We start from the raw sequence: 23,996 nt of genomic DNA on the forward strand, positions 1-23,996 counted from the left end.
TAGCATGTTTGCTATAATGTTTATAACACTTGACTTTATAATAAACGAGGATGGCAATAGATAAATAAGTAGGGGTACAAAAAAGCGTTAGTTAATACCAACGCTTTTTATTTTTCTTAGAGGCTTCTGATTTTCGGGAATTTGATTTCCCAGTAGAATTACCTTTATTACTGTTTCTCCTGTCAGGTTTTTGCCCTTGTGGTTTTTCGGCTGCTTCGCCCTCCGCATAAGGATAAGGATGACCGTCTATTACTTTTATTTTCAGGCGTATCAGTTTTTCTATATCTTTTAGGTAAGGCAGTTCATCTCTACTACAAAATGATATTGCTGTACCTTCGTTACCCGCTCTTCCTGTACGACCTATACGGTGTACATAGGTTTCAGGTACATTAGGTAAATCAAAGTTTATAACATAAGGTAAATTTTCAATATCAATACCACGTGCTGCAATATCTGTAGCTACAAGCACTGATATTTCTTTATTTTTAAAAGCATCCAGCATACGTACCCTCGCATTTTGCGATTTGTCGCCGTGTATTGCTCCAGCTTCTATACCATTCTTTTTTAAGGCTCTTACAGCATTATCAGCACCGTGTTTAGTACGTGTAAATACAAGTACATTAGACAGGTTTTCGTTACGAATAAGATGGTATAATAATTTACGTTTATCGCCTTTATCTACAAAGTAAATTTGTTGTTTTACTCTTTCGGCTGTAGAGGATACAGGAGTTACAGATACATACTTAGGGTTAGTAAGAAAAGTATCGGCAAGTTCGCGTATTGCCATAGGCATAGTTGCCGAAAATAATAATGTTTGTCTATTATCTGGCGTAAGCTTAACGATTTTTTTAACATCGTTAATAAAGCCCATGTCTAACATTTGGTCGGCTTCATCTAACACTAAATGATGTAAATGGTCGAGGTTTATATATCCTTGTTTGTGTAAGTCTAGTAAACGACCTGGGGTAGCAATAAGTACATCAACACCTCTTTTAAGTTGGTCTGTTTGTGATACTTGATTAACACCACCAAATATGGTTAATTGACGAACGTTGGTATATTTTCCGTAGGTTTCAAAACTTTCGCCAATTTGTAAGGCAAGTTCACGAGTAGGGGTAACTACTAGCGTACGGATGTATTTTACTTTTTTAGCCGAACCTACAATGCGGTGTAATTGGTTAAGTATAGGTATTGCAAAAGCTGCGGTTTTACCTGTACCTGTTTGTGCACATCCCACAATGTCATTGTCTTGTAGTATAATGGGTATTGCCTGCTCTTGTATAGGAGTAGGGGAGTCATACCCTTCTTCTATAAGTGCTTGTTGTATATTTTTAAGTAAATTAAGATCTTCGAATTTCATATATAAATAACTATGTTACTTGCTAAGCAGTATGTACAGAGCAAGCTGCAAAGGTAGCCTTTTATTTTTAAAACATTTTCTTTAAGCTGTTATGCTATGGTTTATAATTCTTTCGATTTTATAAAATCGGTAATCAAGTAGGCTATAAGTTTACCTGTTAAGTGTTTGTTTGTTTCTTCAGCAAGTTCGGGCGCTCCTTCGCATATGTGTAAGTAAGTAGCATTTTTATTTTTACCAAAGTAATGTATAAACTGCCTTACTGTTTCTATACTAAAACCTGTTGGGGTTATGGCGCTGCTTGCTACATTAGGCAAGGCATCAAGATCTATTTCTATACCAAAAAATTCATCTTCTATAAAACCGAGTGCATGCCCCATTTCATCGGCAAAGTTTTTTTCTCTGCGAACAGCAATTTGTTCATAGGTATTAAACTTTATCCTGTTAGACATTTTTTTAATGTTCTCCATTACCCCTTTAGAGGTGTAGTTTTCGTGTAGCCCGAATATGAAATATTTTTTTAGGAAACCCTCTTCAAAAGCATACGAAAATCCGTTTCCGCTATGGCGACCTTCTAGTATTCTAAAATCGGTATGTGCATCAAAGTTAATAGCATTTACAGGCTTCCCTTTTGCTAGAGCTGTACCCTTTATATTTCCATAAGCATTATTATGCCCACCACCTATTATAATAGGTGTTTTTCCTGCTGTGAGTATACTTCTTACAATATGTGATACTTCTTTATCTATAGTATCTATAATAGATGATAATTTTTTTCTGTCTGCTGCTACGTTAACATCTAGTTTGCTTGCAGCTTCGGTTGCATCTGCCAAGTCAATATGTCCTAGAATTAGGAGCTTACTACCTTTACAAAATTTATTATGCTGTATGTTAACAATACTTTTTAGCACCGATTCCCAGGCAGATGCAGCTCCAGATCTACCAAAGTTAGCTCTAACACCAATATCTTCTGGAATACCAAAAAGTACAAAGTCGGCATCACATTCTTTTACAAATTGCCATATAGGAACATCTTGAGGAATGGTAAGTATCCGTTCGCCAAATTTTATTTCTCCGCTGCGGTGTGATGTATATTTAGTAAGATCACTAGTTGTAAGCTTGATAATATTTTCCATAATGATTTTAGTAGGTTTCAAAAATACTATTTTCCACTAAAGTTTCGTTAAATATTATGTAGTAAATAAATAATATTTAAATTTGTTGAAACTAATTTTGAGATGGAAGAACAAAAAAGCAATACCAGTTTAAAAGCAATAATAGTAATTCTGGCTATACTACTTGTAGGGAGTTTAGCATTTATGTACAAAATGAGTACTGATAGTGAAAAAGCCCAGAAAGAGCATGTTAGCGAAAGAGACCAGTTTATTGCAGAACTTAAAGCTGCTGAGGCACAGTATAACAGTGAAGTAGCCGAAAATACAGGTCTTAGAGGAGAGCTTGAAGCTGAAAGAGAAAAAATCCAAAAGCTTATAGGAGAAGTTGAGAAATGGAAAGGTGATGCAAAATCGTTGCAACGCTTTAAAGATGATTATACCCGATTGAAGCGTGAAATGGATAAGCTTATTGCTGAAAATAAAATGCTTAAAGAGCAGAATGCTACGTTATCTATTGAGCGTGATAGTACCATGGTGGTTTTAGATGAGTCAAGAAGGTATAACGATACATTGCTTAATCAAAATGAAAACCTAAGTAAAACTGTACAAAGAGCTTCTAAATTAACAATTGTTAATCTTAAAGCAGAGCCTTTTAAAGAAAGAAATTCAGGTAAATTAATTGCTACAGAAAAAGCAAGACGTGTAGATTTACTTAAAATAAGTTTTACTATTGCAGCTAATGAAGTGGCACAATCAGGAAACAAAATGTACTACGTACAAGTAATTGATGGTAAGAATAATGTGTTAGGAGAAAAACAGACTGAAACGTTTGGAGAAAATACGCTGACGTATAGCTTTATTACCAATGCCATTTATGAAAATCAAACCATGAATGTTACTGAAACATTATCGGGTAAAGATTTTGAAAAAGGTACATACTACGTTAACCTTTTTGATCAAGATAAAATGGTTGCTAGTTCTACATTTACATTAAGATAATATATATAGTAATTATACTATGATAAAAAAAGCCTGCAATTTGCAGGCTTTTTTTTAGTTTAAATTGTTTTTCCCTCTATAATAACGGTATCTATCAAGTTACTACCAAAAGCATAAGGCAGTTGATAATAGGACGATAACGGCTGAGTAATAATAAGGTTTGCTCGCTTACCTTTTGCAATACTACCATGCGTTTTAGAAATTCCCATAGCATAAGCCCCGTTTATAGTGGCAGCATTAATAGCTTCTTCGGGAGTCATTTTCATTTTTATACATGCAGTTGCCACCACTAAATTCATATTCCCCGATGGTGTAGTACCTGGATTAAAATCGGTAGCAAGTGCTAATGGCAATCCTGCATCAATCATTCTTCTTGCAGGGGTATAAGGTATGCTGATAAAGAAAGAGCAAGTAGGCAATGCCACAGGCATAGTACTACTATTTTTTAAAACCTCAATATCTTCATCGGTTACAATTTCTAAATGATCAACGCTCAAAGCATTGTGTTTTACACAGGCTTCTATACCATTAATGGCGGTAAATTGGTTTACATGAATTTTTGCCTGTAAGCCATACTTTTTACCAGCTTCCATAATGCGCTCTGTTTCTTCGACTGAGAAATAGCCCGTTTCGCAAAATGCATCAATATAGTCGGCTAGTTTTTCTTCAGCTATTTTTGGCAGCATTTCGTTAACAATAAGGTCAATATATCCGCTGTGGTTTTCTTTATATTCCGCAGGAAAAGCATGTGCACCTAAAAAAGTAGCTTTTATAGCTATAGGATATTCTTCGCGAAGACGTTTTATAACCCGAAGCATTTTTAATTCGGCATCTATGGTAAGTCCATAACCTGATTTTATTTCTACCGCACCCGAACCTTGTTGCATTACTTCTTCTAATCGCACTTTTGATTGTTGGTACAATTCTTCTTCACTGGTTTCATTTAGTTTTTTTGCCGAGTTTAAGATTCCTCCGCCTCGTGAGGCTATCACTTCATAAGATAAACCATTAATACGGTCTACAAACTCTTGCTCACGGTTGCCAGCATATACTATATGGGTGTGGCTGTCGCACCATGCGGGTAGTACCGTTTTACCTGTCGCATCTATAGTGTTGCTATTTTCTATGTCAGGACAATTATCCATACTGCCATAATCAGTAATCAGGTTATTTTCAATTAATAACCAAGCATTATTTATTTTTGGTAGTTCGGCCATTGCTGCACCTGAAACTTTATCAATTTCTGTATCGCGTACTTGTAATAATTCTTTGATATTGGTAATAAGTAATTTCATGAAATAAACTTTTTTGTAAAAATAGAATTGATTTTAAAAAACTCCTATATTTATATAAATAAATCTATTGTGAGAAGAATAAAATATAAGAAAGTAAGAAAGGTACAACCTAATAATTTTGAATATACAGGGAATTATAAAACGGCTCCTGTAGCGATGCAGCTTTTTGTTTATAAAGAAGAAGCTTTTAAAGAATATACTGATGTATTACCCGAAAAAGCAATTAAAGAATGTAATGATGATACAAAATTTGATGATGTAAAATGGTTTAACATTCATGGGCTTCATGATGTAGAGCTGATAAAACAAATAGGTAGGCAATTAAATCTAGAAAATTTTGTAATTGATGATATACTTAATACATCACGACGCACACGTATAGAAGAGCTAGAAGATGTGCTTTTTTTTAGTGTTAAATCTATATTGCCCAAAGAAGATGAAGATATTATAGATACCGAACAAATAAGTTTTGTATTAAAAGATAATCTTATTATTTCATTTCAAGAAAAGAAAAGCGATTATTTTTCGCATATAAGAGAAAGAATAAGAACGAGTACAGGTGTCATTCGTAAAAAGAAAACCGATTATCTACTATACCTAATGCTCGATGCTATTATTGAAAATTTCTTTATTACTATAGAAAAGTACGAAGGTAGTATCGAACAATTAACATTAGAAGCTAAAACAAATTATAAAGCCGATATAATAACAAAGGTTGAAAGAATGCGTGAAGACCTTAATTACCTGAAACGCGCTATAAGTCCTTTAAAAGAAGCCTTGTATAATCTTAGAAATGCAGAGGAGGATGGTGAATTTGAAGTTATTAATGTTAATAGTTATACCTTTTTTACACGATTACATCATAAAAGTTTAGAACTTCTCGATCAGGTAGAATATGATTTAAATTCATTAGAAAGTATTTCTAACTTTCATTATTCGGCACAGGGACAACGTATGAATGAGATAATGAAAACGCTTACCATATATTCGGCAATATTTATGCCCATAACTTTTATAGTGGGTGTATATGGTATGAATTTTGAAAATATGCCAGAACTACATGCCGAAAATGGTTATTACATAATATTGGGCTTAATGATAGTTATTACCGTTGTTATGATTATATATTTTAAAGTAAAAGACTGGTTTTAAAGGATAAGCTGCATATACTGTACGTCTAGCCAACGGTCAAATTTATAGCCTACTTGTTGTAAAACACCTGTTTTGGTAAACCCAAACTTTTCATGAAAAGCAATACTATTTTTATTATCAGCATCTATAAGCCCTATCATAGTATGTAGTTTTTGTTGTTTGGCGTGCTCTATTAATGTAGCAAGTAGTAGTTTACCTATGCCTTTTCCTGCATATCCTTCTGTTACATATACCGAGTGTTCTACGCAGTATTTATAGCCTTCCTTTGCGTTAAAGTGACCATAACTGGCATAACCTACTATAATATTATTTTGTACAGCAACAAGCACAGGGAAATTGCCTTGCTGTTTTGCTGTAAACCAATGTTCCATATCGGTAAGTGTGCGAGGTTTATAGTCATAAATAGCCGTAGTGTGCAGTATAGCATGGTTTACTATAGATAATATCTGTGCTACATCAGATAATTGGGCAAGTTTTATGGTAATAGACATAATAGTAAATAGTATATTCAAATATAATAAATAAAGGCTGTCCCAATAAGGAACAGCCTTTTATATCAAGTAAATAATAAGAATTATTTTAATTTACCTACCATATCTTCTGGTTTTACCCAAGCATCAAAATCTTCGGCAGAAACATAACCTAAACGTACAGCCTCTTCTTTAAGAGTAGTGCCGTTTTTATGGGCTGTTTGTGCTATTTCGGCAGCTTTATAATAACCTATTTTAGTATTAAGTGCCGTAACAAGCATTAGTGAGTTATTCACTAACTCTGTTATCCTAGCATGATTTGGCTCTATACCACTTGCACAATGCTCATCAAACGACACGCAGGCATCACCTATAAGGCGTGCCGACTGTAAGAAGTTAGCAGCCATAACAGGTTTAAATACGTTAAGCTCATAATGTCCTTGTGTACCACCTACAGTAATAGCTACATCGTTACCAAAAACCTGAGCACATACCATAGTAAGTGCTTCGCACTGCGTAGGGTTTACTTTACCAGGCATAATAGAAGAACCTGGCTCATTTTCAGGAATTATAATTTCACCAATACTAGAGCGTGGTCCTGAAGCTAACATACGAACATCATTCGCTATCTTGTTAAGCGATACTGCAAGTTGTTTCAGTGCGCCATGACTTTCTACAATAGCATCGTGTGCAGCAAGTGCTTCAAATTTATTTTCGGCAGTTACAAATGGTAAGCCTGTAAACTTGGCAATATATTCGGCAACTTTTACATCATACCCATCAGGAGTATTAAGTCCTGTTCCTACCGCTGTACCACCAAGGGCAACTTCAGAAAGGTGAGCAAGTGTATTTTTAAGTGCTTTAAGCCCGTAGTTAAGTTGTGCTACATAGCCTGAAAATTCTTGTCCAAGTGTTAGGGGAGTGGCATCCATAAGATGAGTTCTACCTATTTTTACCACATTCATAAAAGCTTCCGATTTTGCTTTTAGCGTATCACGAAGTTGCTCTACACCCGGTATTGTAGTTTCTATAACCATTTTATAGGCAGCAATGTGCATTCCTGTAGGGAAGGTATCATTAGATGATTGCGATTTGTTTACATCATCATTAGCTTTTAGTACAGGTTCGCCTTCGCCAATTTTATGACCAGCCAAAACCTGTGCTCTATTAGCAACTACTTCGTTAACGTTCATGTTACTTTGCGTACCAGAACCTGTTTGCCATATTACTAGCGGAAATTGGTCGGTAAGTTTACCTGCAAGTATTTCGTCACATACTTGGGCTATAGCATCACGTTTTTCTACGGGAAGCACGCCTAAGTCATGATTAGCATAAGCAGCAGCTTTTTTTAGATAAGCAAAACCTTCTACAATTTCTTTTGGCATAGATGCCGATGCACCTATTTTAAAGTTGTTTCTAGAACGTTCTGTTTGTGCACCCCAGTATTTATCTGCGGGTACTTTTACTTCACCCATGGTGTCTTTTTCAATCCTGTAATCCATTGTTTAGGTTGTTATTTGTTGTATATGTTTTAATTAAAGTAATGGCTAATCATACGACAATATGTCAAATGTATAGAAGCCTGTCAAAATTAAGCATTATAGCCCCGTTTAAAAAATGATTTTGTTAAATAATTTTAAGGTTTTTTAGTGTACTATATTGGTTAAAATAAATTTTCCGCTTATCTTTGAGCCGTAATAAAATTCAGCAAAAGATGGAATTCGGACAATATTTAGGATTTATAGCTTTCTTGACAGTACTTACTATAGGCTTCTGGTTAATGATGTTCCTTGTAAGTTTTGTGTTTTATTGGCTTGGTGGTGCAACCATCGAACTTATAAAAGAAAAAAGAAACAATAGAGAAACAGAATAATACAAAACTACCTATTGGTAGTTTTTTGTAAAATTATCTATATCCTTACGGATATTAAATAAAAATGACGATTAGCATTATTTATATAATGCTAATCGTCATTTTTATAGTACTAAATCAGTAAATAGTTTATTTGCTTTTTCTTCAGGATGGTCGCAAAAACCAGGGTGAGGGCGAGAGGTTTGTATTACAGAGCTTCTTACCGCAGTAAGCCACCTAAACCTTTCGGGTGTTTCCATTTGTCCTATAGGTCCACCATCTTTATTGCCATGTGCTATTTTTTCGAACGAATCTAAGTTTTTCCGTAACTGCTCTGTATCAAGTTCGGTATTTAACATAGTTAGTTTTGCTTTGTTAATAGTATAAAGCATTTTTATAAACTTCTGTCTTTTACAAAATAGTATTATACCTACATTAATAAATTCTTCGCGCTCTACCCTTGGCACAACACGAATAACGGCGTACTCATATAAGTGCTTGTCTTGCATCTTGCGCTTGTTTTATAAATAGTTCAGTATTAGCTAATCGGGTTACCAAGAATGTTACATATACTTCTCGTATTTGCTCAGGAGTCATCTCTATACCTTCCCATTGCAACCATTCGTCAGGAATGAGAGCTATAACAGCCTTAATTTTATCTTCGGTAAGCAAAGCTTTATATTCTGCATTGGTTTCTTCAAGTAATGCTGCTTGTGGTAACAGTACATGGTCTTTTATAAGGGCAAAAGGAGTTTTAGCCTGTTGCTCAGGATTTGAAAACGAATGATGAAAATAGAAACTTGCTCCATGGTCTATAAGCCATAGCTCTTTATGCCAAATTAGCATATTTGTATTTCTAAAAGTTCTATCAACATTAGTAATATAAGCATCTAGCCATACTATTTGCGAAGCCAATTTAGCTGGTACAGTAGTTACCACAGGGTCAAAGTTTATAGCTCCTGATAAGTAATGTAATGCTAAGTTTAACCCTTGGCTGCTTTGTAATAAATCTTGTATTTCTTCGTCAGCCTCAGTCCGACCAAAAGCTTCATCAAGATTAGCATATACTAGCTCTGGTACGGGTAACCCTAGCAATCGGGCAATTTCGCCACCAATGAGTTCTGAAATAAGGGCTTTAGTACCATGTCCTGCTCCTTTAAATTTCAGTACATAGTTAAAGTTATCGTCCGCCTCGGCAATAGCGGGTAACGATCCGCCTTCGCGTAAGGCTGTAATATAGCGCGTAACATTTACAGTCCGTAAATTGGGTATTTGTACCATTAAATATAGGCTTTATAGCTGTAAAAATAATGAAATTAATTTAGCATTAGGACTTGTAGTGCCTTGAAATGTAAATGAGATTAAAATTGTAATGTTACTGTTGTGCCTTTGTTTTCTTCACTCTCTATTGTTATGGTTATATCTAGTAAGCTACATAAACGTTTTACTATAGAGAGTCCTAGCCCTATGCCTTTACCATCATTATTATTTTCGCTTTTAGCACGATAAAAACGATCATAAATACGTTTTAAATCTTCTTTACTTATACCGCTACCGTTATCGGCTATTTGTATTTTGGTTGTACTTTCATTTCCACTCACTGTAATAGATAGTGTACTACCCATTCCAGAGTATTTTACAGCATTAGAAATTAAATTATCAATTATTATTGATAATAGATAACTATCAGTATTGGCATAATAATCTTGATTTTGTATAGGAACAATTTTCATGTTCTGAACTTGTATATTTCCTGATTGCCGTAATAGCGCCTCGTGAATAATAGGGTTAAGATACACCTGCTCCATTTGAATGCTTTTCTTTTGGTTTTCAAATCTCGCTAATAAGAGTAGCTGATCTACCAAATAGTTAATACGGTTTACCTCGTTAATACAGTAATTTATTTTTTCTTCATATTCATTACGCTCACGGGGCTTACGTATTAATACTTCAAGTGTTCCTTTTATTACAGATAATGGTGTTCGTAATTCGTGAGAAGCATCTGATGTAAACTGTTTTTCCCGCTCTATAGCATTTTCTATCCTGTCTAATAGGTTATTTATAGTTTCTGACAGTACATAAAGCTCATCTTTATTTGCGGGTAGGGGAATGCGCGCAACAAGATTATCTCGCGATATTTTATCAGATGTTCTTATTATATCTTTTACGGGACTTATGCTTCTTCCTGCTAGAAAACGTGCTATACCAAATAGTACTATTAAAATAAGTGGGTAGGCGACCATCATAATATTAAAGAGACTTTTTAGTACATTATTTGCATCTTCTAATGACATAGCAACCAGTATATAACCCACTATTTTTGTATTATGATATATGGCTACTTGCGTTTGCCTTATCGCGGCTGTATTTATATTAGTGTTATAAAATTTTTCTTTAGTAGGAGGGAGTATAACTTTTAACTGTTCTTGTTTTAGATTGGGTGATTTATCAATAAAATTACCCTGTAGATCTACAAACTGAATAAATATAGGATTAAGGTCTAGTGTATTATGTTCTTTTTCTTTCCATTCATGCTCATCTATCAGAATAAAACCAGCAGGGCTTGTTTTTATTTCATCATATAAATCGCCTACTTCGGCACTAATATCATTTTCTAGATCATTATAGACTCTAGCTTTTGCACTACTATACAATACTAAGAATACAGCAAAAATGAGCAGTGCTGTGCTTATAATGTAATAAAAAGCAATTCTGTTTTTGTACGAAAGTCTATACATATAGTTTTAAATTAAAAAATCAGGAATAGTATTTATATCCCTGATTTTAATCAATAGTTAAAATTTATTTTATGTATCGTTTGCAATATAACCTACACCTCTTACGGCTTTTATAAAGTCATCTTCTTTAGTAAGCTGTAGTTTTTTGCGCAATGCATTTATAAAAACATCTATAACACCAGTATCATAATCAAAATGTATATTCCATACATCTTCTATAATTTGTTGTCTGCTGCACACCTTGCCTTTATTTTTTACTAAGTATACTAAGAGGTCATACTCTTTTTGGGTTAGGGCTACTTCCATACCATCCTGATAAACTTCATGACGCGGTAATACAATTACGGTTTTATCTATAACAAGCTCTTCAGATTCACTTTTATAACGAAAGTGAATTTTTATTCGCTGTAATAGTTCTTCAAAGCTAAAAGGCTTTTTAATATAATCGTTAGCTCCAGCCTTAAGTCCTTCTATCGTTTCTTGTACGGTGTCTTTTGCAGTAACAAAAAGTATTGGTGTAGTAGTGTCTTTTTTACGTATGGTACGGCAGGCTTCAAGCCCTGTCATTTGTGGCATTGTCCAATCTAGTAATATAAGGTCGGGCTTTTGTTTTAATGCTATTTCACATGCTATTTTACCATTGTCTGCTATCAATACATCATAGCCTTCTTCCTCCAGCCCTTGTTTTAAAAAGCCAGCTATCCCTTTTTCGTCTTCTGCAATTAGAATTTTCATTGTTTTTTACCCTAATACAATTTCTACACAAGTTTCGAGGCACTTGAAACTGGAATGTATTGTTATTCAAAGTTAATACATAAAAGCAATTTTATTTATAGTAACCTTGTTACATTAAGTAAATCTTAGGAATTTATATAAATATATTTAGGATTTATATAGTAGATGAGCAAGTCTTTCATCACGGTTATATATATCGTCATAAAAAGCTACATTACCATCCTTATCTGCCCATGCGGTAAAATAGGCGATATATACAGGTATTTTATCTTTAATATTAAATATATTTTCTTTGCTTGCATGCATTGCTTTATCAACTTTGTCTTCGTTCCAGTCGCCATGCTTTTTAGTAATTGCTATAGCTAGTTCACGTGCTTTTTCTACACGTACACAACCATGACTAAATGCTCTTTCATCTTTGTTAAATAGGCTTTTGGCAGGTGTGTCATGCAGGTAAATATTGTTAGAGTTAGGAAACATAAACTTTACTAACCCTAAAGAGTTGTTGCCTCCGGGTTTTTGTCTTACTCTATTACCTACCCATTCCATATTATGCTTTGCAAGGTAATTATCATCTTTTGCTATTTTAGGTTTAATTTCATTTTCTAAAATACTTTTAGGTATATTCCAGTAAGGGCTAAAAGCAATATAGCTCATCTCTCCGCTAAATACGACTGTTTTATTAAGTTCCTTACCTACTACTACTCTCGATATAAGTTCTGGCTTACCATCTTGAAAATAATGTAACCTATAAGAAGGAATGTTTACCGCTATATATTCTTTTGCAGTATTAATTTTAGGAGTTATCCATCGGCAACGCTCCATATTGACAGATATGGTTTTAATACGTTCTTCTACAGATATATTAAGTTCTTTAACTAATGATGATGTAATATTGTTTTCTCCTTCTCTATTATGTTTAGTATTATAATTACTTACTGCACTAACAAGCTCTTCGTCATAAATATTATTTTCATTATTGTCTTTTAGATAACCTTCTTTATAAAGACGTTCTCTAAGTTGTGCTACTGCTGTTGCTGAATCGCCAGGTTTAATAACTACGCCTTTTTCTAGTGTAATAGTACCCCATCCACCTTTCTCTTCTATATTTCGATATTTTTTAAGTCCTTTTTTTAGGTTGTAATACTGCTTAAAAAATTCAGATTTATCTTCTTTTATTAATTGAGGATCAATCATTAATGTATCTAAGTATGCAATATAAGATGTTCGCTCTCTTGGTAAGTACCACCCCGTTTCCTTACTAGCTTCTTCATCAAGACCTGCATATACTTTTGAAGTATAATAAAAATACATAGAACTTATTAAAAGTTCGGTATCAAGTTCTGGCTCTTTTTTTGTATCACTATAAAATATATTACTGATAACATCATTATAAGGCATATCCATTTTAACCCCTTCTTCATCTAGTTGATGGGTTTGGTTATATAATACCTGCGCAAATTCTATAAACCCATCTTTATCTTGCCAAATAAAATGATCGTGTTTTTTATATAGTTCTTTTATCTCTTTTTCATACGCTTTAAATAGAGGGTATGTTTTAAAAAAAACATCAAACTTTGTAGTATCAATAGGTATAACCTTATCCTCTTCATGTACTTCTACATCGGCTAGATTATTTTTATTTTCATTTTTTTTACAAGAAGTTATTATAAAAAAAACACTTAAAATTATCAAAGGAAATATTTTTTGCAATTTAATCATAGCTATTATTTTGTTCATATTTTTAAATCTACGATTTTTTTTAATGACTATTTATATCAAATAAATTTTTAGGTTTTATTTATCATATATTCTTAATAAATATAAAATATAGCTGTAAATTTAATAGTTCTTATAATTATGACTGTATGATATTTATCATTCTTTTATCTCTCCCGTTTTAATTATTTTACATAATTATTGCTAGTGTAACATTTGTTACTGTCAATTACTACAGGTAGTTATAATTTTACACCATAATCACAAAAATTAAATAATCATGAAAGTAGAACAAATTTATACAGGATGTCTTGCCCATGCGGCATATTATATTGAGAGTAACGGAGAGGCAGCGGTATTTGACCCACTTCGTGAAGTACAGCCTTATATAGATAGAGCAAATAAAGACAAAGCTAAAATTAAATATGTATTTGAAACCCATTTTCACGCTGACTTTGTTAGTGGTCATCTTGACCTGAAAGCTAAGACAGGTGCGCAAATTGTTTTTGGTCCTACTGCAAAACCTGGATATGATGCTATTGTAGCCGAAGATGGTCAGGTTTTTGAGGTGGGGAATTATAAAGTAAAAGTATTACACACACCTGGGCATACTATGGAGAGTACTACGTATTTGCTAATAGATGAAAATGATAAAGAACATGGTATTATTACAGGAGATACTTTATTTATAGGTGACGTAGGACGACCTGACCTTGCACAGCATGTAGTTGCCGATTTGACAGAGGAAAAACTGGCAAGTCATTTATTCTATTCATTACGAAACAAAATAATGCCATTGGCAGATGATTTAATAGTATATCCTAATCACGGGGCAGGTAGTGCTTGTGGTAAAATGATGAGTAAAGAAACGACGGATACACTAGGTAATCAAAAGAAAACAAACTATGCCCTACGTGCAGATATGACAGAGGAAGAGTTTGTAAAAGAATTACTGACAGGGCTTACCACACCTCCAGGATATTTTCCTAAAAATGTGTTGATGAACATAAAAGGGTATGAGAGCCTTGATAATGTTATGGAAAAAGCACAAACGCCTTTATCTCCTGAAGAGTTTGAAATGACTGCAAATGCTACACGAGCTTTAGTATTAGATACTCGTAATCCAGAGGATTTTGCCAAAGGATTTATTCCAAATAGTATCAATATTGGGCTAAATGGCAGTTTTGCTATGTGGATAGGCGAAATGATAAAAGATATTAATCAGGAAATACTACTGGTTACTTATGCGGATAAGGAAGAAGAAGCTATGATTCGTCTGTCACGAGTAGGGTATGATCATACTATAGGTTACCTGAAAGGTGGTTTTGATGCATGGAAAGCAGCAGGAAAAGAAATTGATACTACAGCAAGAGTAAGCGCACAGGAGTTTGCAGATAAATATACTAAAGATACTTTGGTAATTGATGTAAGAAAGAAAAGCGAATTTGACTCAGAGCGTGTTGTAGATGCAGTTAATATTCCTCTGAATAGTATTTACAGTCATTTGTCTGAGATACCAAAAGATAAACCCTTTGTATTGCATTGTGCAGGAGGGTATAGAAGCATGATAGCATCATCTATACTAAAACAACTGGGATACGAGAATTTTTCAGATGTAGAAGGTGGATTTAAGGAAATAGCCCTCACTAAAGTACCGAAAACAGATTATGTTTGCCCGACTACGTTATTGTAATAATTAACAATTCCTTTAGAAAAAAGTCCTTCTCTTATTTATGGAAAGGGCTTTTTCTTTTGTATTTTTATAACAAATTGTTTGACTATGGAACGTTTTAATAAATTAATAAATGGAGACAAACCCGTATTGGTAGATTTTTTTGCTACGTGGTGCGGTCCTTGTAAAATGATGAGCCCTATACTCGAAGAGGTAAAACATAACCTTGGAGAAAGGATAACTATAATTAAAGTTGATGTAGATAAAAACCAACAACTTATGGCACACCCTGACTATCAGGTTAAGGGAGTACCTACATTAATGCTGTTTCAAAATGGTAAGGTTCTCTGGAAACAATCAGGTGTTGTACCTAAAGATGAAATTATAGATAAAATTTTAAGTTCTATCTAACAAAAAAAAGCACTCTATATAGAGTGCTTTTCTTTTATAGTATAGGAGATATAGTTATAAAGGTTCTTGCTGGCTAAGGCAGTGAAAGCTACCAAGTCCCCATATAATATCAGTAGAATCAATACCAATTACTTCGCGATCTTTAAAGCAGGATTGCAGTATTTCTATCGCTTTTTTGTCGTTTATGGCATCTCTAAAGGTAGGTACTATCACACACTTATTAGCAATATAAAAATTAGCGTAGGATGCAGGTAATCTCTGGTCTTCATACTCTACAGGCTTTGGCATAGGTAATTCCACTATTTTTAGCGGACTGCCATCCTGTAACTTCATGTCTTGTAATAGTTTCAGGTTCTCCTGTAATATCTCGTAGTTTTCATCTTCCTTGTTATCTTCTACTACAGTTACTACGGTATCCTCGTTTACAAAACGGGTAATATCATCAATATGCCCATCGGTATCATCACCAATTATACCATCGCCAAGCCATAGTATATACTCAGCACCATAATATTCTTTAAGATATTCCTCTATTTGCTCTTTACTTAAATGCGGATTTCGGTTTTCGTTAAGCAAGCAAGCCGTAGTAGTCATTAACGTTCCTTTACCGTTAAACTCTACACTACCACCTTCCATAACAATACCGGGATGGAATACTTTTAAACCTAATGCTTCGCCTATTTTGGTAGGTACAACATCATCAAGGTCATACGGAGGGTATTTATCGCCCCATGCGTTATAACCCCAGTCAACTATAGCTTTTTCTCCTGTTTCGTTATTTACTACAAATGCAGGACCATGATCACGACACCATGCATCGTTAGTAGGGTGAAAGTAAAAAGTAATATTTTCAAGCTTGCTATCAGCAATATAACGGGTATATTGCTCAATCTGACCTTTAGCAAATTGCTTCATAGCATCATCTGCTACATTAATACATACTTGCTGATGACGTGAAACATATAAAATGAATTCACAATAGGGTTTGTATATTGTTTCCAGTTTACCAGGCCAAGATTCTTCTTTATGAGGCCATGACAGCCAAAGTGCACGTTGTGGTGCAAACTCAGCAGGAAAAGTAAATCCCAGTTGCTTAGGGGTTGATTTATTTTGGTCTTGTGTCATTAAATAAAATATAATAGTAATATTAAATATCGAGTATCAAATGTTCGATATTTAATCTCCGTCTATATAACGTTTGGTTATAGGTTGGTAGCTGTCAATTCTTCTGTCGCGAAGGAAAGGCCAGTGTGTACGGTAATGGTCGGTAGCTTTTGTATCTACTTCAACAACTGTCGTTTCTTCATTGTCGTGAGAAGCAAGGTACATAAGTTTACCATGTGGATTAGCTACAAAACTACCACCCCAAAATTTCATTGCACCATCTTGCTCAAAGCCTACACGGTTTACACTCACTACGTGTACACCGTTAGCAACGGCATGCGAACGTTGTATAGTTTGCCAAGCATCATATTGCTCTTTGTTAGTATCTTCATCTTGCGATGTTGCCCAACCGATAGCAGTAGGGTAGAACATAATCTCGGCGCCCATAAGTGCTGTGATACGGCTTGCTTCAGGATACCATTGATCCCAACAGATGAGCACACCAATTTTGGCATACTTAGTTTGAAATACTTTATATCCTAAATCGCCAGGTGTAAAGTAGAATTTTTCATAAAATGCAGGATCATCAGGAATGTGCATTTTACGATATTTACCTAAATATGTTCCATCTGCATCAATTACAGCAGTAGTGTTGTGGTATAATCCTTCGGCACGTTTTTCGAAAAGAGAAGCAATAATAACAACATTAAGTTCTTTTGCTACTTCTGTTAGTGCATTGGTAGAAGGACCCGGAATTGCCTCGGCAAGATTAAAATTATCATAATCTTCCACATCACAAAAGTACAGCGATGTAAAAAGTTCTTGCAAACATACTATTTGCGCGCCCTTTTCTGCTGCGTTACGTATTTCTATAATTGCTTTTTCAAGGTTTCCCTGTTTGTCTTTCATACAGGACATTTGTACTAAACCTACTTTTACTTTTGCCATAGCAGATATCTAAAAATTTAAAGATTCAAAATTAAGTAAAAACTTTTACTTTTATAAGGTTGTGCCATTAGGCTTTTTTTAAAAGCCTAATTACTATTTTTAAGGAATAAGGTACAGGAATATTCCCAAAAAGTGTAGCGTACTACCTCCTAATACAAAAACGTGCCAAATAGCATGATTATAAGGAATTTTTTCTTTGGCATAAAAATAAATACCAAAAGTATAGCACAGCCCGCCACCCAGTAAGTACCAAAGGGCAGGAGAGGGCACGTTTGCCAATAAAGGTTTTATGGCTATAATAATAAGCCATCCCATGAGTGCATATAGTGAAAGTGATAATTTTTCTGAGCGACGAAGTGGCGAGAACTTAAATATAAAACCTACTATAGCAAAAGCCCATATTAGCCCAAATATTGTCCAGCCCCAAGTGCCTTTTAAGCCAAGTAATGCAAAAGGAGTATAAGTCCCTGCAATAAGTACATAAATACTAAGGTGATCTATAAGCCTAAAAAAACGTTTCCATTTTAGTTTAACTACGGCATGGTATATTGTTGATGCCGAGTATAGTAATACTAAGCTAATACCAAATACAAGCGAAACAGCAAGATGCATTGCTGAGCCGTTATATGCCGAAAAAATAATAAGAAGAACTAGTGCAACAACAGCAAGTACAGCACCCAAACCATGTGTAAGGGTGTTCCAAAATTCTTCGCGTTTTCGGTTCTTTTTATACATTATTTTTTCTTTTTACAAAGTTACAAAACACCTGTTTAGGTATGTTATAAGGAATACTTAAATTTGTGAAAAAAAGGATAATATGCAGTATAAGAAACTTAATAAAATAAACCAGAAAATTAGTGAAGTATCTTTTGGGTGTATGTCTTTACAAAGCGATAGTAAGGATAACGATACCCTGATTAATAAAGCTATTGATAAAGGGATTACTTTATTTGACACTGCTGACCTTTATGAAAAAGGGGAAAACGAAAAGTTACTGGGTACTGCCTTAAAAGGTAGACGAAAGGATATCGTATTATCTACCAAAGTGGGTAACCGTTGGCGCGAAGATGGTAGTGGTTGGGACTGGTGTCCTACCAAAAAACATATACTTAAGGCAGTAGATGAAAGCCTAAAACGTTTACAAACCGATTATATAGATTTATACCTGCTGCATGGTGGTACTATAGATGACCCTATTGATGAAACTATAGAAGCTTTTGAACGTTTACAGGAACAGGGCAAAATACTTAGTTACGGGCTTTCATCGATACGTCCCAATGTGATACGGGAGTTTGTAAAACGCTCTGATATTACAGCGGTAATGACACAATATAGTCTGCTGGATAGACGACCCGAAGAAGAAACTCTGGGTTTATTGAGAGAAAATAACATTGGTATATTAGCAAGAGGTACAGTGGGTGGAGGGTTACTTGCTGGTAAACCTGCAAAAGATTATTTAGGAATAGATATAACCAAAATAGCTATTATTTTAAATAAAGTAAAAGATGTATTGCTAGAAAGAGATTTAGGCGAAAAAGCATTACGCTATGTAATAGACAATCCTGCGATAACTACTGCTGTGGTTGGTATTCGTACTATAGAGCAGCTAACGGAAGCTATTAGAGCCGCTAATAGTAGTCTGCTTACTACTGAAGAAAGAGAAATATTACAAGAAATATGGTCAGGAAATATATATAACGACCATAGATAAAATAACGATAGTGCATAAAAAAAGCCGACATACTGTCGGCTTTTTATCGTTTACACAAATAGTGGATATTCCTCTTCGTTATATGTTTCTTGTTCTTCTTCATGTTCATTCCATTCTGCCTCTGTGGCAAAACCATGATTTTTTATAAAGCCAGGCTTTACAAGTATAGCTGTTAAAAATTCGGTTATCATTTTCATCTTCATGCAATTTTAATGGTTGTTTTGTTACTTTATTTTGCTATTCGTATAATAACACTACAAAACTACCTATTATCATATGTACAATAAAGCTTATTAGTAAAACTTTAATACTTATTAGGCTTATTTAATGATTATCTTGTAATTTGTTAATACTAATATTACTTGAACACAATTAGCCCAAGCCATACAGCAAAGAGTCCTGTAATAATACTTGCAGCAATGTAGGCAAAAGCACTAAGCGTATGTTCGCTTTGTATTAAACCCACATTTTCTATTGCGAAAGTAGAAAAGGTGGTATAGCCACCGCAAAAGCCTGTAATAAATAGAAATTTGATGTTATCGTTAGTTATCTGTTCCTTCTCCATATAACCAAAAATAAGTCCTATTATAAAACAACCTATAATGTTTACTGTAAAAGTAGCAAGCGGAAATACTGAGTTAAAATAGCGGGTAATAAATAACGAAGATAAGTATCTAAGGATACTCCCTATTGCTCCGCCAAGTCCTACTAATAATATCGATTTAAACATATATTCTATTTTATATACTTTACCATAGTAATTTTATCTATGGGTGCTGTTTCGTTAAAAAAGTTTTTTATTGCGCCACATTTTTCAAACCTGAATTTTTCATATAGCTTTAGTCCAGCTATGTTACTGGCATATACCTCCAGCCATACAATACTAACTACTGTTTGTGCAATGGTTTTCAGGGCACTATTCATTAGACAACTACCTACACCTGTATTTTGCCAATTATTGGCTACCCCCATGCCCAGCATAGCAGTATGTTGCAATTTTTGCCTTTGGTTTCCAGTTATGTCAATATTTCCAATTAGCTCTCCGTCGCACTCGGCAACCAATAGAATACTATTAGCTTCAGTATTATATTTTGTTATAAGTTTGGCTTCTTGTTCAGTAGTATTCTTATATTCATGCTCATAAAGCGGAATGGTCGTTGTTCCTCTAATATACCCTTTTTTTAATGCCACTAAAGTAGCAGCATCACACTCAGTAGCATTGCGTACTATTATGTTTTTATCATTTTTACTGGTATATGTTTCTTGTGTCGTTTTCATTAAAAAGAAGTGCTATTATTAGCTATAGCATAATTATACCTGCAAATTTAACAACTTTATACATGCTATTGCTCAAAACTAAAAAACATCGGGGAATAATACCGCAAACATTTTATTATATTTGTTCTCTTGTAAAGAAAAACAAACTAAACGATATCTATGAAATTATTAGAAGGAAAAACGGCAATAATCACCGGCGCAAGCAGGGGGATAGGTCGTGGTATAGCACAAGTTTTTGCTAAACATGGTGCTAATGTGGCTTTTACATACAGTGCATCTGCCGAAGCAGCAAAAGCACTGGAAGACGAATTGAATGCTATGGGTATAAAAGCTAAAGGCTACCAAAGTAATGCAGCCGATTTTAATGAAGCTCAAAAACTAGTTGATGATGTAGTTGCTGATTTTGGCGCATTGGATATTTTGATAAACAATGCAGGTATTACCAAAGATAACCTGTTAATGCGCATCTCTGAAGAAGATTTTGATAAGGTTATAGAAGTAAACCTAAAATCGGTATTTAATATGACTAAAGCCGTTCAAAGAACGATGCTAAAACAACGTCATGGTTCTATAATAAACATGAGCTCTGTAGTAGGTGTTAAAGGTAATGCAGGACAAACTAACTATGCAGCTTCTAAGGCTGGAGTTATAGGTTTTACAAAATCAGTAGCGTTAGAGCTTGGTTCAAGAAACATTCGTTGTAATGCTATTGCTCCTGGATTTATTCAAACAGAAATGACTGAAAAACTAGGTGCAGATGTAGTGAAAGGTTGGACAGAGAATATTCCGTTAAAACGAGGAGGATCTCCAGAAGATGTAGCCAATGCTTGTGTATTCCTAGCATCAGATATGTCGGCTTATGTTACAGGGCAAACCCTTAACGTAGATGGCGGGATGCTTACATAATTGAGAATTTACTATTTAAAAATTTATACTGATACCTGAAATGACTACAACTACAGTTTTTTTACTTATAGTAGCTGCATTTGTAGCCTTTGCACTATCATTTTATCAATATTTATTTAAAGCTAAAAAGAAGGGCAAGTTGCAATTCTTTTTAGCTTTTTTACGCTTTACAACCTATTTTTCTATCTTTTTACTGCTTATAAATCCTATTATAACCCATAAAGAGTATGAAACAGTAAAAACACCATTACCTATACTGGTAGATAATTCGTTATCTATAAAAGAGCTAGGGCAAGATGCTCTTACGACAGAATTATATACACAGCTGCTAGATAATAAAAAGCTAAAAGAAAAGTATGACGTACAGCTCTTTAGCTTTGCCGATGGATTTGAGTCTAGTAAAATTCTAGATTTTACAGGAAAGCAAACTCATATTGACCTAGCGGTACGTAACCTGAGACAGCTATATCGAAATAATAATTATCCTGTAGTGATGCTTACTGATGGTAATCAAACATTGGGTAATGATTATGTGTATAGTTTTTCTCAAAACATGACTGTATATCCTTTAGTTTTAGGAGACACTACGGTTTATACTGATTTGAAAATTAATCAGGTTAATGTAAATAAGTATGCACTGCTTAAAAATAAATTTCCTGTAGAGGTTTTTGTACAATATAATGGTACTAAGCCTGTAGATGCAGTTTTTAGCATTACACAGGGTAACTCGGTGTTGCATAAAGAAAACATTTCATTTACGAATCAAAACAAAGCACAGGCTGTAACTGTTTTACTTAATGCCGAAAGGGTAGGAGTACAAACGTATAAAGCCACTATAATATCTGCCGAGCAGGAAAAAAATAGATATAATAACACCAAAAATTTTGCGGTAGAGGTTATTGACCAAAGATCAGAAGTAGCAATAGTATCGTCCATTACACATCCTGATCTTGGTGCATTAAAGCGCGCTATAGAAACGAATAAGCAGCGTAATGTCACTATTATAAAACCAAACGAAATTAAATCGTTACAGGATTATAATGTGTTGATATTATACCAACCTGACACGTCGTTTAAATCACTTTTAGAACAAAATAAAACAGTAGGTGTTAATACGTTTATAATTACAGGACTTACTACTGATTTTAATTTGCTTAATCGCTATCAGGATGAATTGAGTTTTAAGATGACATCGCAGCGCGAAAATTATTCTACAAGTTTCAATCCGTTGTTTAATCTATTTTCGTTAGATGATATTGGTTTCGAACAGTTCCCGCCTTTAGAGCATCCTTTTGGTACTGTTACTTCAAAATCGAATGTTGCAACTTTACTGAAAGCACGAATAAGAAATATAGAAACAGAAAATCCGTTATTGGTTTTTTCAGAAAAAGGCGCATCGCGTAGTGCGTTTTTGTTAGGCGAAAATATATGGAAGTGGCGTATAGAAAGTCACCTACAAAATAAATCATTTGCAGATTTTGATATTTTTATTGACAAAACGATACAGTTTTTAGCATCTAATTCTAAAAGAAAGTCGCTTGTGGTTAATCATGAGACTTTTTATAATTCGGGTGAAGATATTAGTGTAACAGCTCAGTTTTTTAATAAAAATTATGAGTTTGATGAGAATGCAAGACTCAATGTACAATTGAAAAACAACACAACTAATCAAGCTAAGAATTACGATTTCCTGAAAGGTAGTAATGAGTATAAAGTTAATTTAGAAGGTTTAGATGCTGGTAAGTATAGTTTTATAGTAAAAGAAAGTAATACTAACACAACTTATAATGGCTCGTTTGAAGTGCTTGATTTTGAAATTGAAAAGCAATTTGTAAATCCTGATCTTACTAGATTAAAGCAAGTTGCAGCGGGTACTAACGGAGTAGTATATTATCCTGACCAAGTGGAGGAATTGATTGATTTTTTAGTGAATAATGAAAGTTATAAACCATTACAAAAAGCGATAACACAAAAATCACCATTTATCGACTGGGTTTGGTTGTTAATCATATTAGTAATAACACTTGCTACTGAATGGTTTGTGCGTAAGTATAATGGATTATTATAAAAACAGAAAGACATGAAACGATTAGCATTTTTTATATTGATTATTACTTTCCTGATTTCCTGTAGTGGAACAAAAGAGATGTCTAAAGCTATTTTAACCGAAACAACATGGCAATTAAAATCGCTGAATGGCGATGCTGAGTTATCAGGTTTTAGCAAAAAAATACCCCATATAAATTTTACTGAAGATGATAGAGTTTCGGGTAATACAGGCTGTAATAGTTTTAATGGGGCATATAGTAATTCAACCAATAAAGGGACTATAGTTTTCAGTAGAATGGTCAGTACAAAAATGTACTGTGATGGTGTTCCTGAAAGTGAATTTTTAGGTGCTTTAAATCAGGTAAATACTATAAAAAAGAGTAAAGATGAGTTGATTTTTTTGGATAATGATAAAACTATAATGGTATTTGTACCTAAAGAATAATTAAAATAATAAAAAGAAAAAGGGGAGCAAATGCTCCCCT

25 protein-coding genes are annotated in these 23,996 nt (G+C 34.0%); 9 read left to right on the forward strand and 16 right to left on the reverse strand.

The genetic code is table 11. The features are described 5' to 3' along the window. Positions 1 to 91: 91 nt before the first annotated feature. Positions 92 to 1,360: a DEAD/DEAH box helicase gene (locus DVK85_RS09545; RefSeq protein ID WP_114678223.1), complete on the reverse strand. Its 1,269-nt coding sequence runs from the start codon at positions 1,358 to 1,360 to the stop codon at positions 92 to 94. A gap of 101 nt (positions 1,361 to 1,461) precedes the next feature. Beyond that, positions 1,462 to 2,493, reverse strand: coding sequence for a formimidoylglutamase (locus DVK85_RS09550; RefSeq protein WP_114678224.1), 1,032 nt, complete (start codon positions 2,491 to 2,493; stop codon positions 1,462 to 1,464). Between the two features lie 102 nt (positions 2,494 to 2,595). Here DVK85_RS09550 and DVK85_RS09555 point away from each other — a divergent pair, with 102 nt between their 5' ends. Next, the gene (locus DVK85_RS09555) at positions 2,596 to 3,471 is read left to right on the forward strand and encodes a hypothetical protein (RefSeq protein ID WP_114678225.1); all 876 of its coding nucleotides are present in this window, start codon (positions 2,596 to 2,598) and stop codon (positions 3,469 to 3,471) included. Positions 3,472 to 3,530: 59 nt separating this feature from the next. Here DVK85_RS09555 and hutI read toward each other — a convergent pair whose 3' ends face one another. Then, positions 3,531 to 4,766, reverse strand: a complete 1,236-nt coding sequence (gene hutI / locus DVK85_RS09560) for an imidazolonepropionase (RefSeq protein ID WP_114678226.1) — start codon at positions 4,764 to 4,766, stop codon at positions 3,531 to 3,533. 69 nt (positions 4,767 to 4,835) lie between these two features. On the opposite strand from hutI, the gene corA reads away from it, so the two are divergent. Next, positions 4,836 to 5,918: a magnesium/cobalt transporter CorA gene (gene corA / locus DVK85_RS09565; protein ID WP_114679030.1), complete on the forward strand. Its 1,083-nt coding sequence runs from the start codon at positions 4,836 to 4,838 to the stop codon at positions 5,916 to 5,918. Here the strand turns inward: corA and DVK85_RS09570 are convergent. Beyond that, positions 5,915 to 6,409 carry a GNAT family N-acetyltransferase gene (locus tag DVK85_RS09570; RefSeq protein WP_114678227.1) on the reverse strand — a complete coding sequence of 165 codons (495 nt, stop codon included), beginning with the start codon at positions 6,407 to 6,409 and terminating at the stop codon, positions 5,915 to 5,917. The two genes, corA and DVK85_RS09570, sit on opposite strands and share 4 nt — an antisense overlap. Before the next feature lie 83 nt (positions 6,410 to 6,492). Further along, the gene (fumC, locus tag DVK85_RS09575; RefSeq protein ID WP_114678228.1) at positions 6,493 to 7,890 is read right to left on the reverse strand and encodes a class II fumarate hydratase; all 1,398 of its coding nucleotides are present in this window, start codon (positions 7,888 to 7,890) and stop codon (positions 6,493 to 6,495) included. A 212-nt stretch (positions 7,891 to 8,102) separates the two neighbouring features. Here fumC and DVK85_RS13560 point away from each other — a divergent pair, with 212 nt between their 5' ends. Further along, complete coding sequence (locus DVK85_RS13560) at positions 8,103 to 8,261, forward strand: hypothetical protein (RefSeq protein ID WP_162845295.1); 159 nt, start codon at positions 8,103 to 8,105, stop codon at positions 8,259 to 8,261. 104 nt (positions 8,262 to 8,365) lie between these two features. Here DVK85_RS13560 and DVK85_RS09580 read toward each other — a convergent pair whose 3' ends face one another. The 5 genes from DVK85_RS09580 to DVK85_RS09600 all read right to left on the reverse strand — a co-directional run bounded on the left by DVK85_RS09580 (position 8,366) and on the right by DVK85_RS09600 (position 13,453). After that, positions 8,366 to 8,749: a DUF3037 domain-containing protein gene (locus DVK85_RS09580; RefSeq protein ID WP_114678229.1), complete on the reverse strand. Its 384-nt coding sequence runs from the start codon at positions 8,747 to 8,749 to the stop codon at positions 8,366 to 8,368. Next, a complete protein-coding gene (locus DVK85_RS09585) occupies positions 8,727 to 9,521 on the reverse strand; it encodes a HipA family kinase (protein WP_114678230.1) in 795 nt (264 codons plus the stop codon). Before DVK85_RS09585 ends, DVK85_RS09580 begins: the two co-directional genes overlap by 23 nt. Positions 9,522 to 9,601: 80 nt before the next feature. After that, complete coding sequence (locus DVK85_RS09590; protein WP_114678231.1) at positions 9,602 to 10,978, reverse strand: sensor histidine kinase; 1,377 nt, start codon at positions 10,976 to 10,978, stop codon at positions 9,602 to 9,604. 69 nt (positions 10,979 to 11,047) lie between these two features. Continuing rightward, positions 11,048 to 11,713 carry a response regulator transcription factor gene (locus DVK85_RS09595; RefSeq protein WP_114678232.1) on the reverse strand — a complete coding sequence of 222 codons (666 nt, stop codon included), beginning with the start codon at positions 11,711 to 11,713 and terminating at the stop codon, positions 11,048 to 11,050. Positions 11,714 to 11,860: 147 nt separating this feature from the next. Then, positions 11,861 to 13,453 (reverse strand): L,D-transpeptidase family protein, encoded by a 1,593-nt coding sequence (locus DVK85_RS09600; RefSeq protein ID WP_240339575.1) that lies wholly within the window; start codon positions 13,451 to 13,453, stop codon positions 11,861 to 11,863. Between the two features lie 259 nt (positions 13,454 to 13,712). Between DVK85_RS09600 and DVK85_RS09605 the strand changes: the two genes are divergently transcribed. Both DVK85_RS09605 and trxA read left to right on the forward strand, forming a co-directional pair. After that, complete coding sequence (locus DVK85_RS09605) at positions 13,713 to 15,125, forward strand: MBL fold metallo-hydrolase (protein ID WP_114678233.1); 1,413 nt, start codon at positions 13,713 to 13,715, stop codon at positions 15,123 to 15,125. An 87-nt stretch (positions 15,126 to 15,212) separates the two neighbouring features. Further along, positions 15,213 to 15,515 (forward strand): thioredoxin, encoded by a 303-nt coding sequence (gene trxA / locus DVK85_RS09610; protein WP_114678234.1) that lies wholly within the window; start codon positions 15,213 to 15,215, stop codon positions 15,513 to 15,515. A gap of 54 nt (positions 15,516 to 15,569) precedes the next feature. Here trxA and DVK85_RS09615 read toward each other — a convergent pair whose 3' ends face one another. The 3 genes from DVK85_RS09615 to trhA all read right to left on the reverse strand — a co-directional run bounded on the left by DVK85_RS09615 (position 15,570) and on the right by trhA (position 18,302). Further along, the gene (locus DVK85_RS09615) at positions 15,570 to 16,640 is read right to left on the reverse strand and encodes an agmatine deiminase family protein (protein WP_114678235.1); all 1,071 of its coding nucleotides are present in this window, start codon (positions 16,638 to 16,640) and stop codon (positions 15,570 to 15,572) included. 51 nt (positions 16,641 to 16,691) lie between these two features. Further along, on the reverse strand, positions 16,692 to 17,567 hold the full coding sequence (locus tag DVK85_RS09620) for a carbon-nitrogen hydrolase (protein WP_114678236.1): 876 nt from the start codon (positions 17,565 to 17,567) through the stop codon (positions 16,692 to 16,694). A gap of 99 nt (positions 17,568 to 17,666) precedes the next feature. Further along, a complete protein-coding gene (gene trhA, locus DVK85_RS09625) occupies positions 17,667 to 18,302 on the reverse strand; it encodes a PAQR family membrane homeostasis protein TrhA (protein ID WP_114678237.1) in 636 nt (211 codons plus the stop codon). A gap of 82 nt (positions 18,303 to 18,384) precedes the next feature. Between trhA and DVK85_RS09630 the strand changes: the two genes are divergently transcribed. After that, positions 18,385 to 19,278: an aldo/keto reductase gene (locus DVK85_RS09630; protein WP_114678238.1), complete on the forward strand. Its 894-nt coding sequence runs from the start codon at positions 18,385 to 18,387 to the stop codon at positions 19,276 to 19,278. A 50-nt stretch (positions 19,279 to 19,328) separates the two neighbouring features. On the opposite strand, the gene DVK85_RS13565 is transcribed toward DVK85_RS09630, so the two are convergent. From DVK85_RS13565 to DVK85_RS09640, 3 genes are all read right to left on the reverse strand, one after another. Continuing rightward, complete coding sequence (locus tag DVK85_RS13565) at positions 19,329 to 19,475, reverse strand: hypothetical protein (protein ID WP_162845294.1); 147 nt, start codon at positions 19,473 to 19,475, stop codon at positions 19,329 to 19,331. Positions 19,476 to 19,636: 161 nt separating this feature from the next. Then, positions 19,637 to 20,008 carry a fluoride efflux transporter CrcB gene (gene crcB / locus DVK85_RS09635; RefSeq protein ID WP_114678239.1) on the reverse strand — a complete coding sequence of 124 codons (372 nt, stop codon included), beginning with the start codon at positions 20,006 to 20,008 and terminating at the stop codon, positions 19,637 to 19,639. A gap of 5 nt (positions 20,009 to 20,013) precedes the next feature. After that, entirely contained in the window at positions 20,014 to 20,556 is a 543-nt protein-coding gene (locus DVK85_RS09640; RefSeq protein WP_114678240.1) for a GNAT family N-acetyltransferase, read from the reverse strand. A 159-nt stretch (positions 20,557 to 20,715) separates the two neighbouring features. Between DVK85_RS09640 and fabG the strand changes: the two genes are divergently transcribed. Genes fabG through DVK85_RS09655 form a run of 3 tightly spaced genes read left to right on the forward strand, consistent with a single transcriptional unit; the run spans position 20,716 to position 23,956 of the window. Continuing rightward, the gene (fabG, locus tag DVK85_RS09645; protein ID WP_114678241.1) at positions 20,716 to 21,462 is read left to right on the forward strand and encodes a 3-oxoacyl-[acyl-carrier-protein] reductase; all 747 of its coding nucleotides are present in this window, start codon (positions 20,716 to 20,718) and stop codon (positions 21,460 to 21,462) included. A 40-nt stretch (positions 21,463 to 21,502) separates the two neighbouring features. Beyond that, entirely contained in the window at positions 21,503 to 23,530 is a 2,028-nt protein-coding gene (locus DVK85_RS09650) for a hypothetical protein (RefSeq protein WP_114678242.1), read from the forward strand. A 12-nt stretch (positions 23,531 to 23,542) separates the two neighbouring features. Then, positions 23,543 to 23,956 (forward strand): META domain-containing protein, encoded by a 414-nt coding sequence (locus tag DVK85_RS09655; RefSeq protein WP_114678243.1) that lies wholly within the window; start codon positions 23,543 to 23,545, stop codon positions 23,954 to 23,956. Positions 23,957 to 23,996 lie beyond the last annotated feature (40 nt).

The sequence above is a fragment of the Flavobacterium arcticum genome (genome assembly GCF_003344925.1).
GTDB classification, from domain to species: domain Bacteria; phylum Bacteroidota; class Bacteroidia; order Flavobacteriales; family Flavobacteriaceae; genus Flavobacterium; species Flavobacterium arcticum.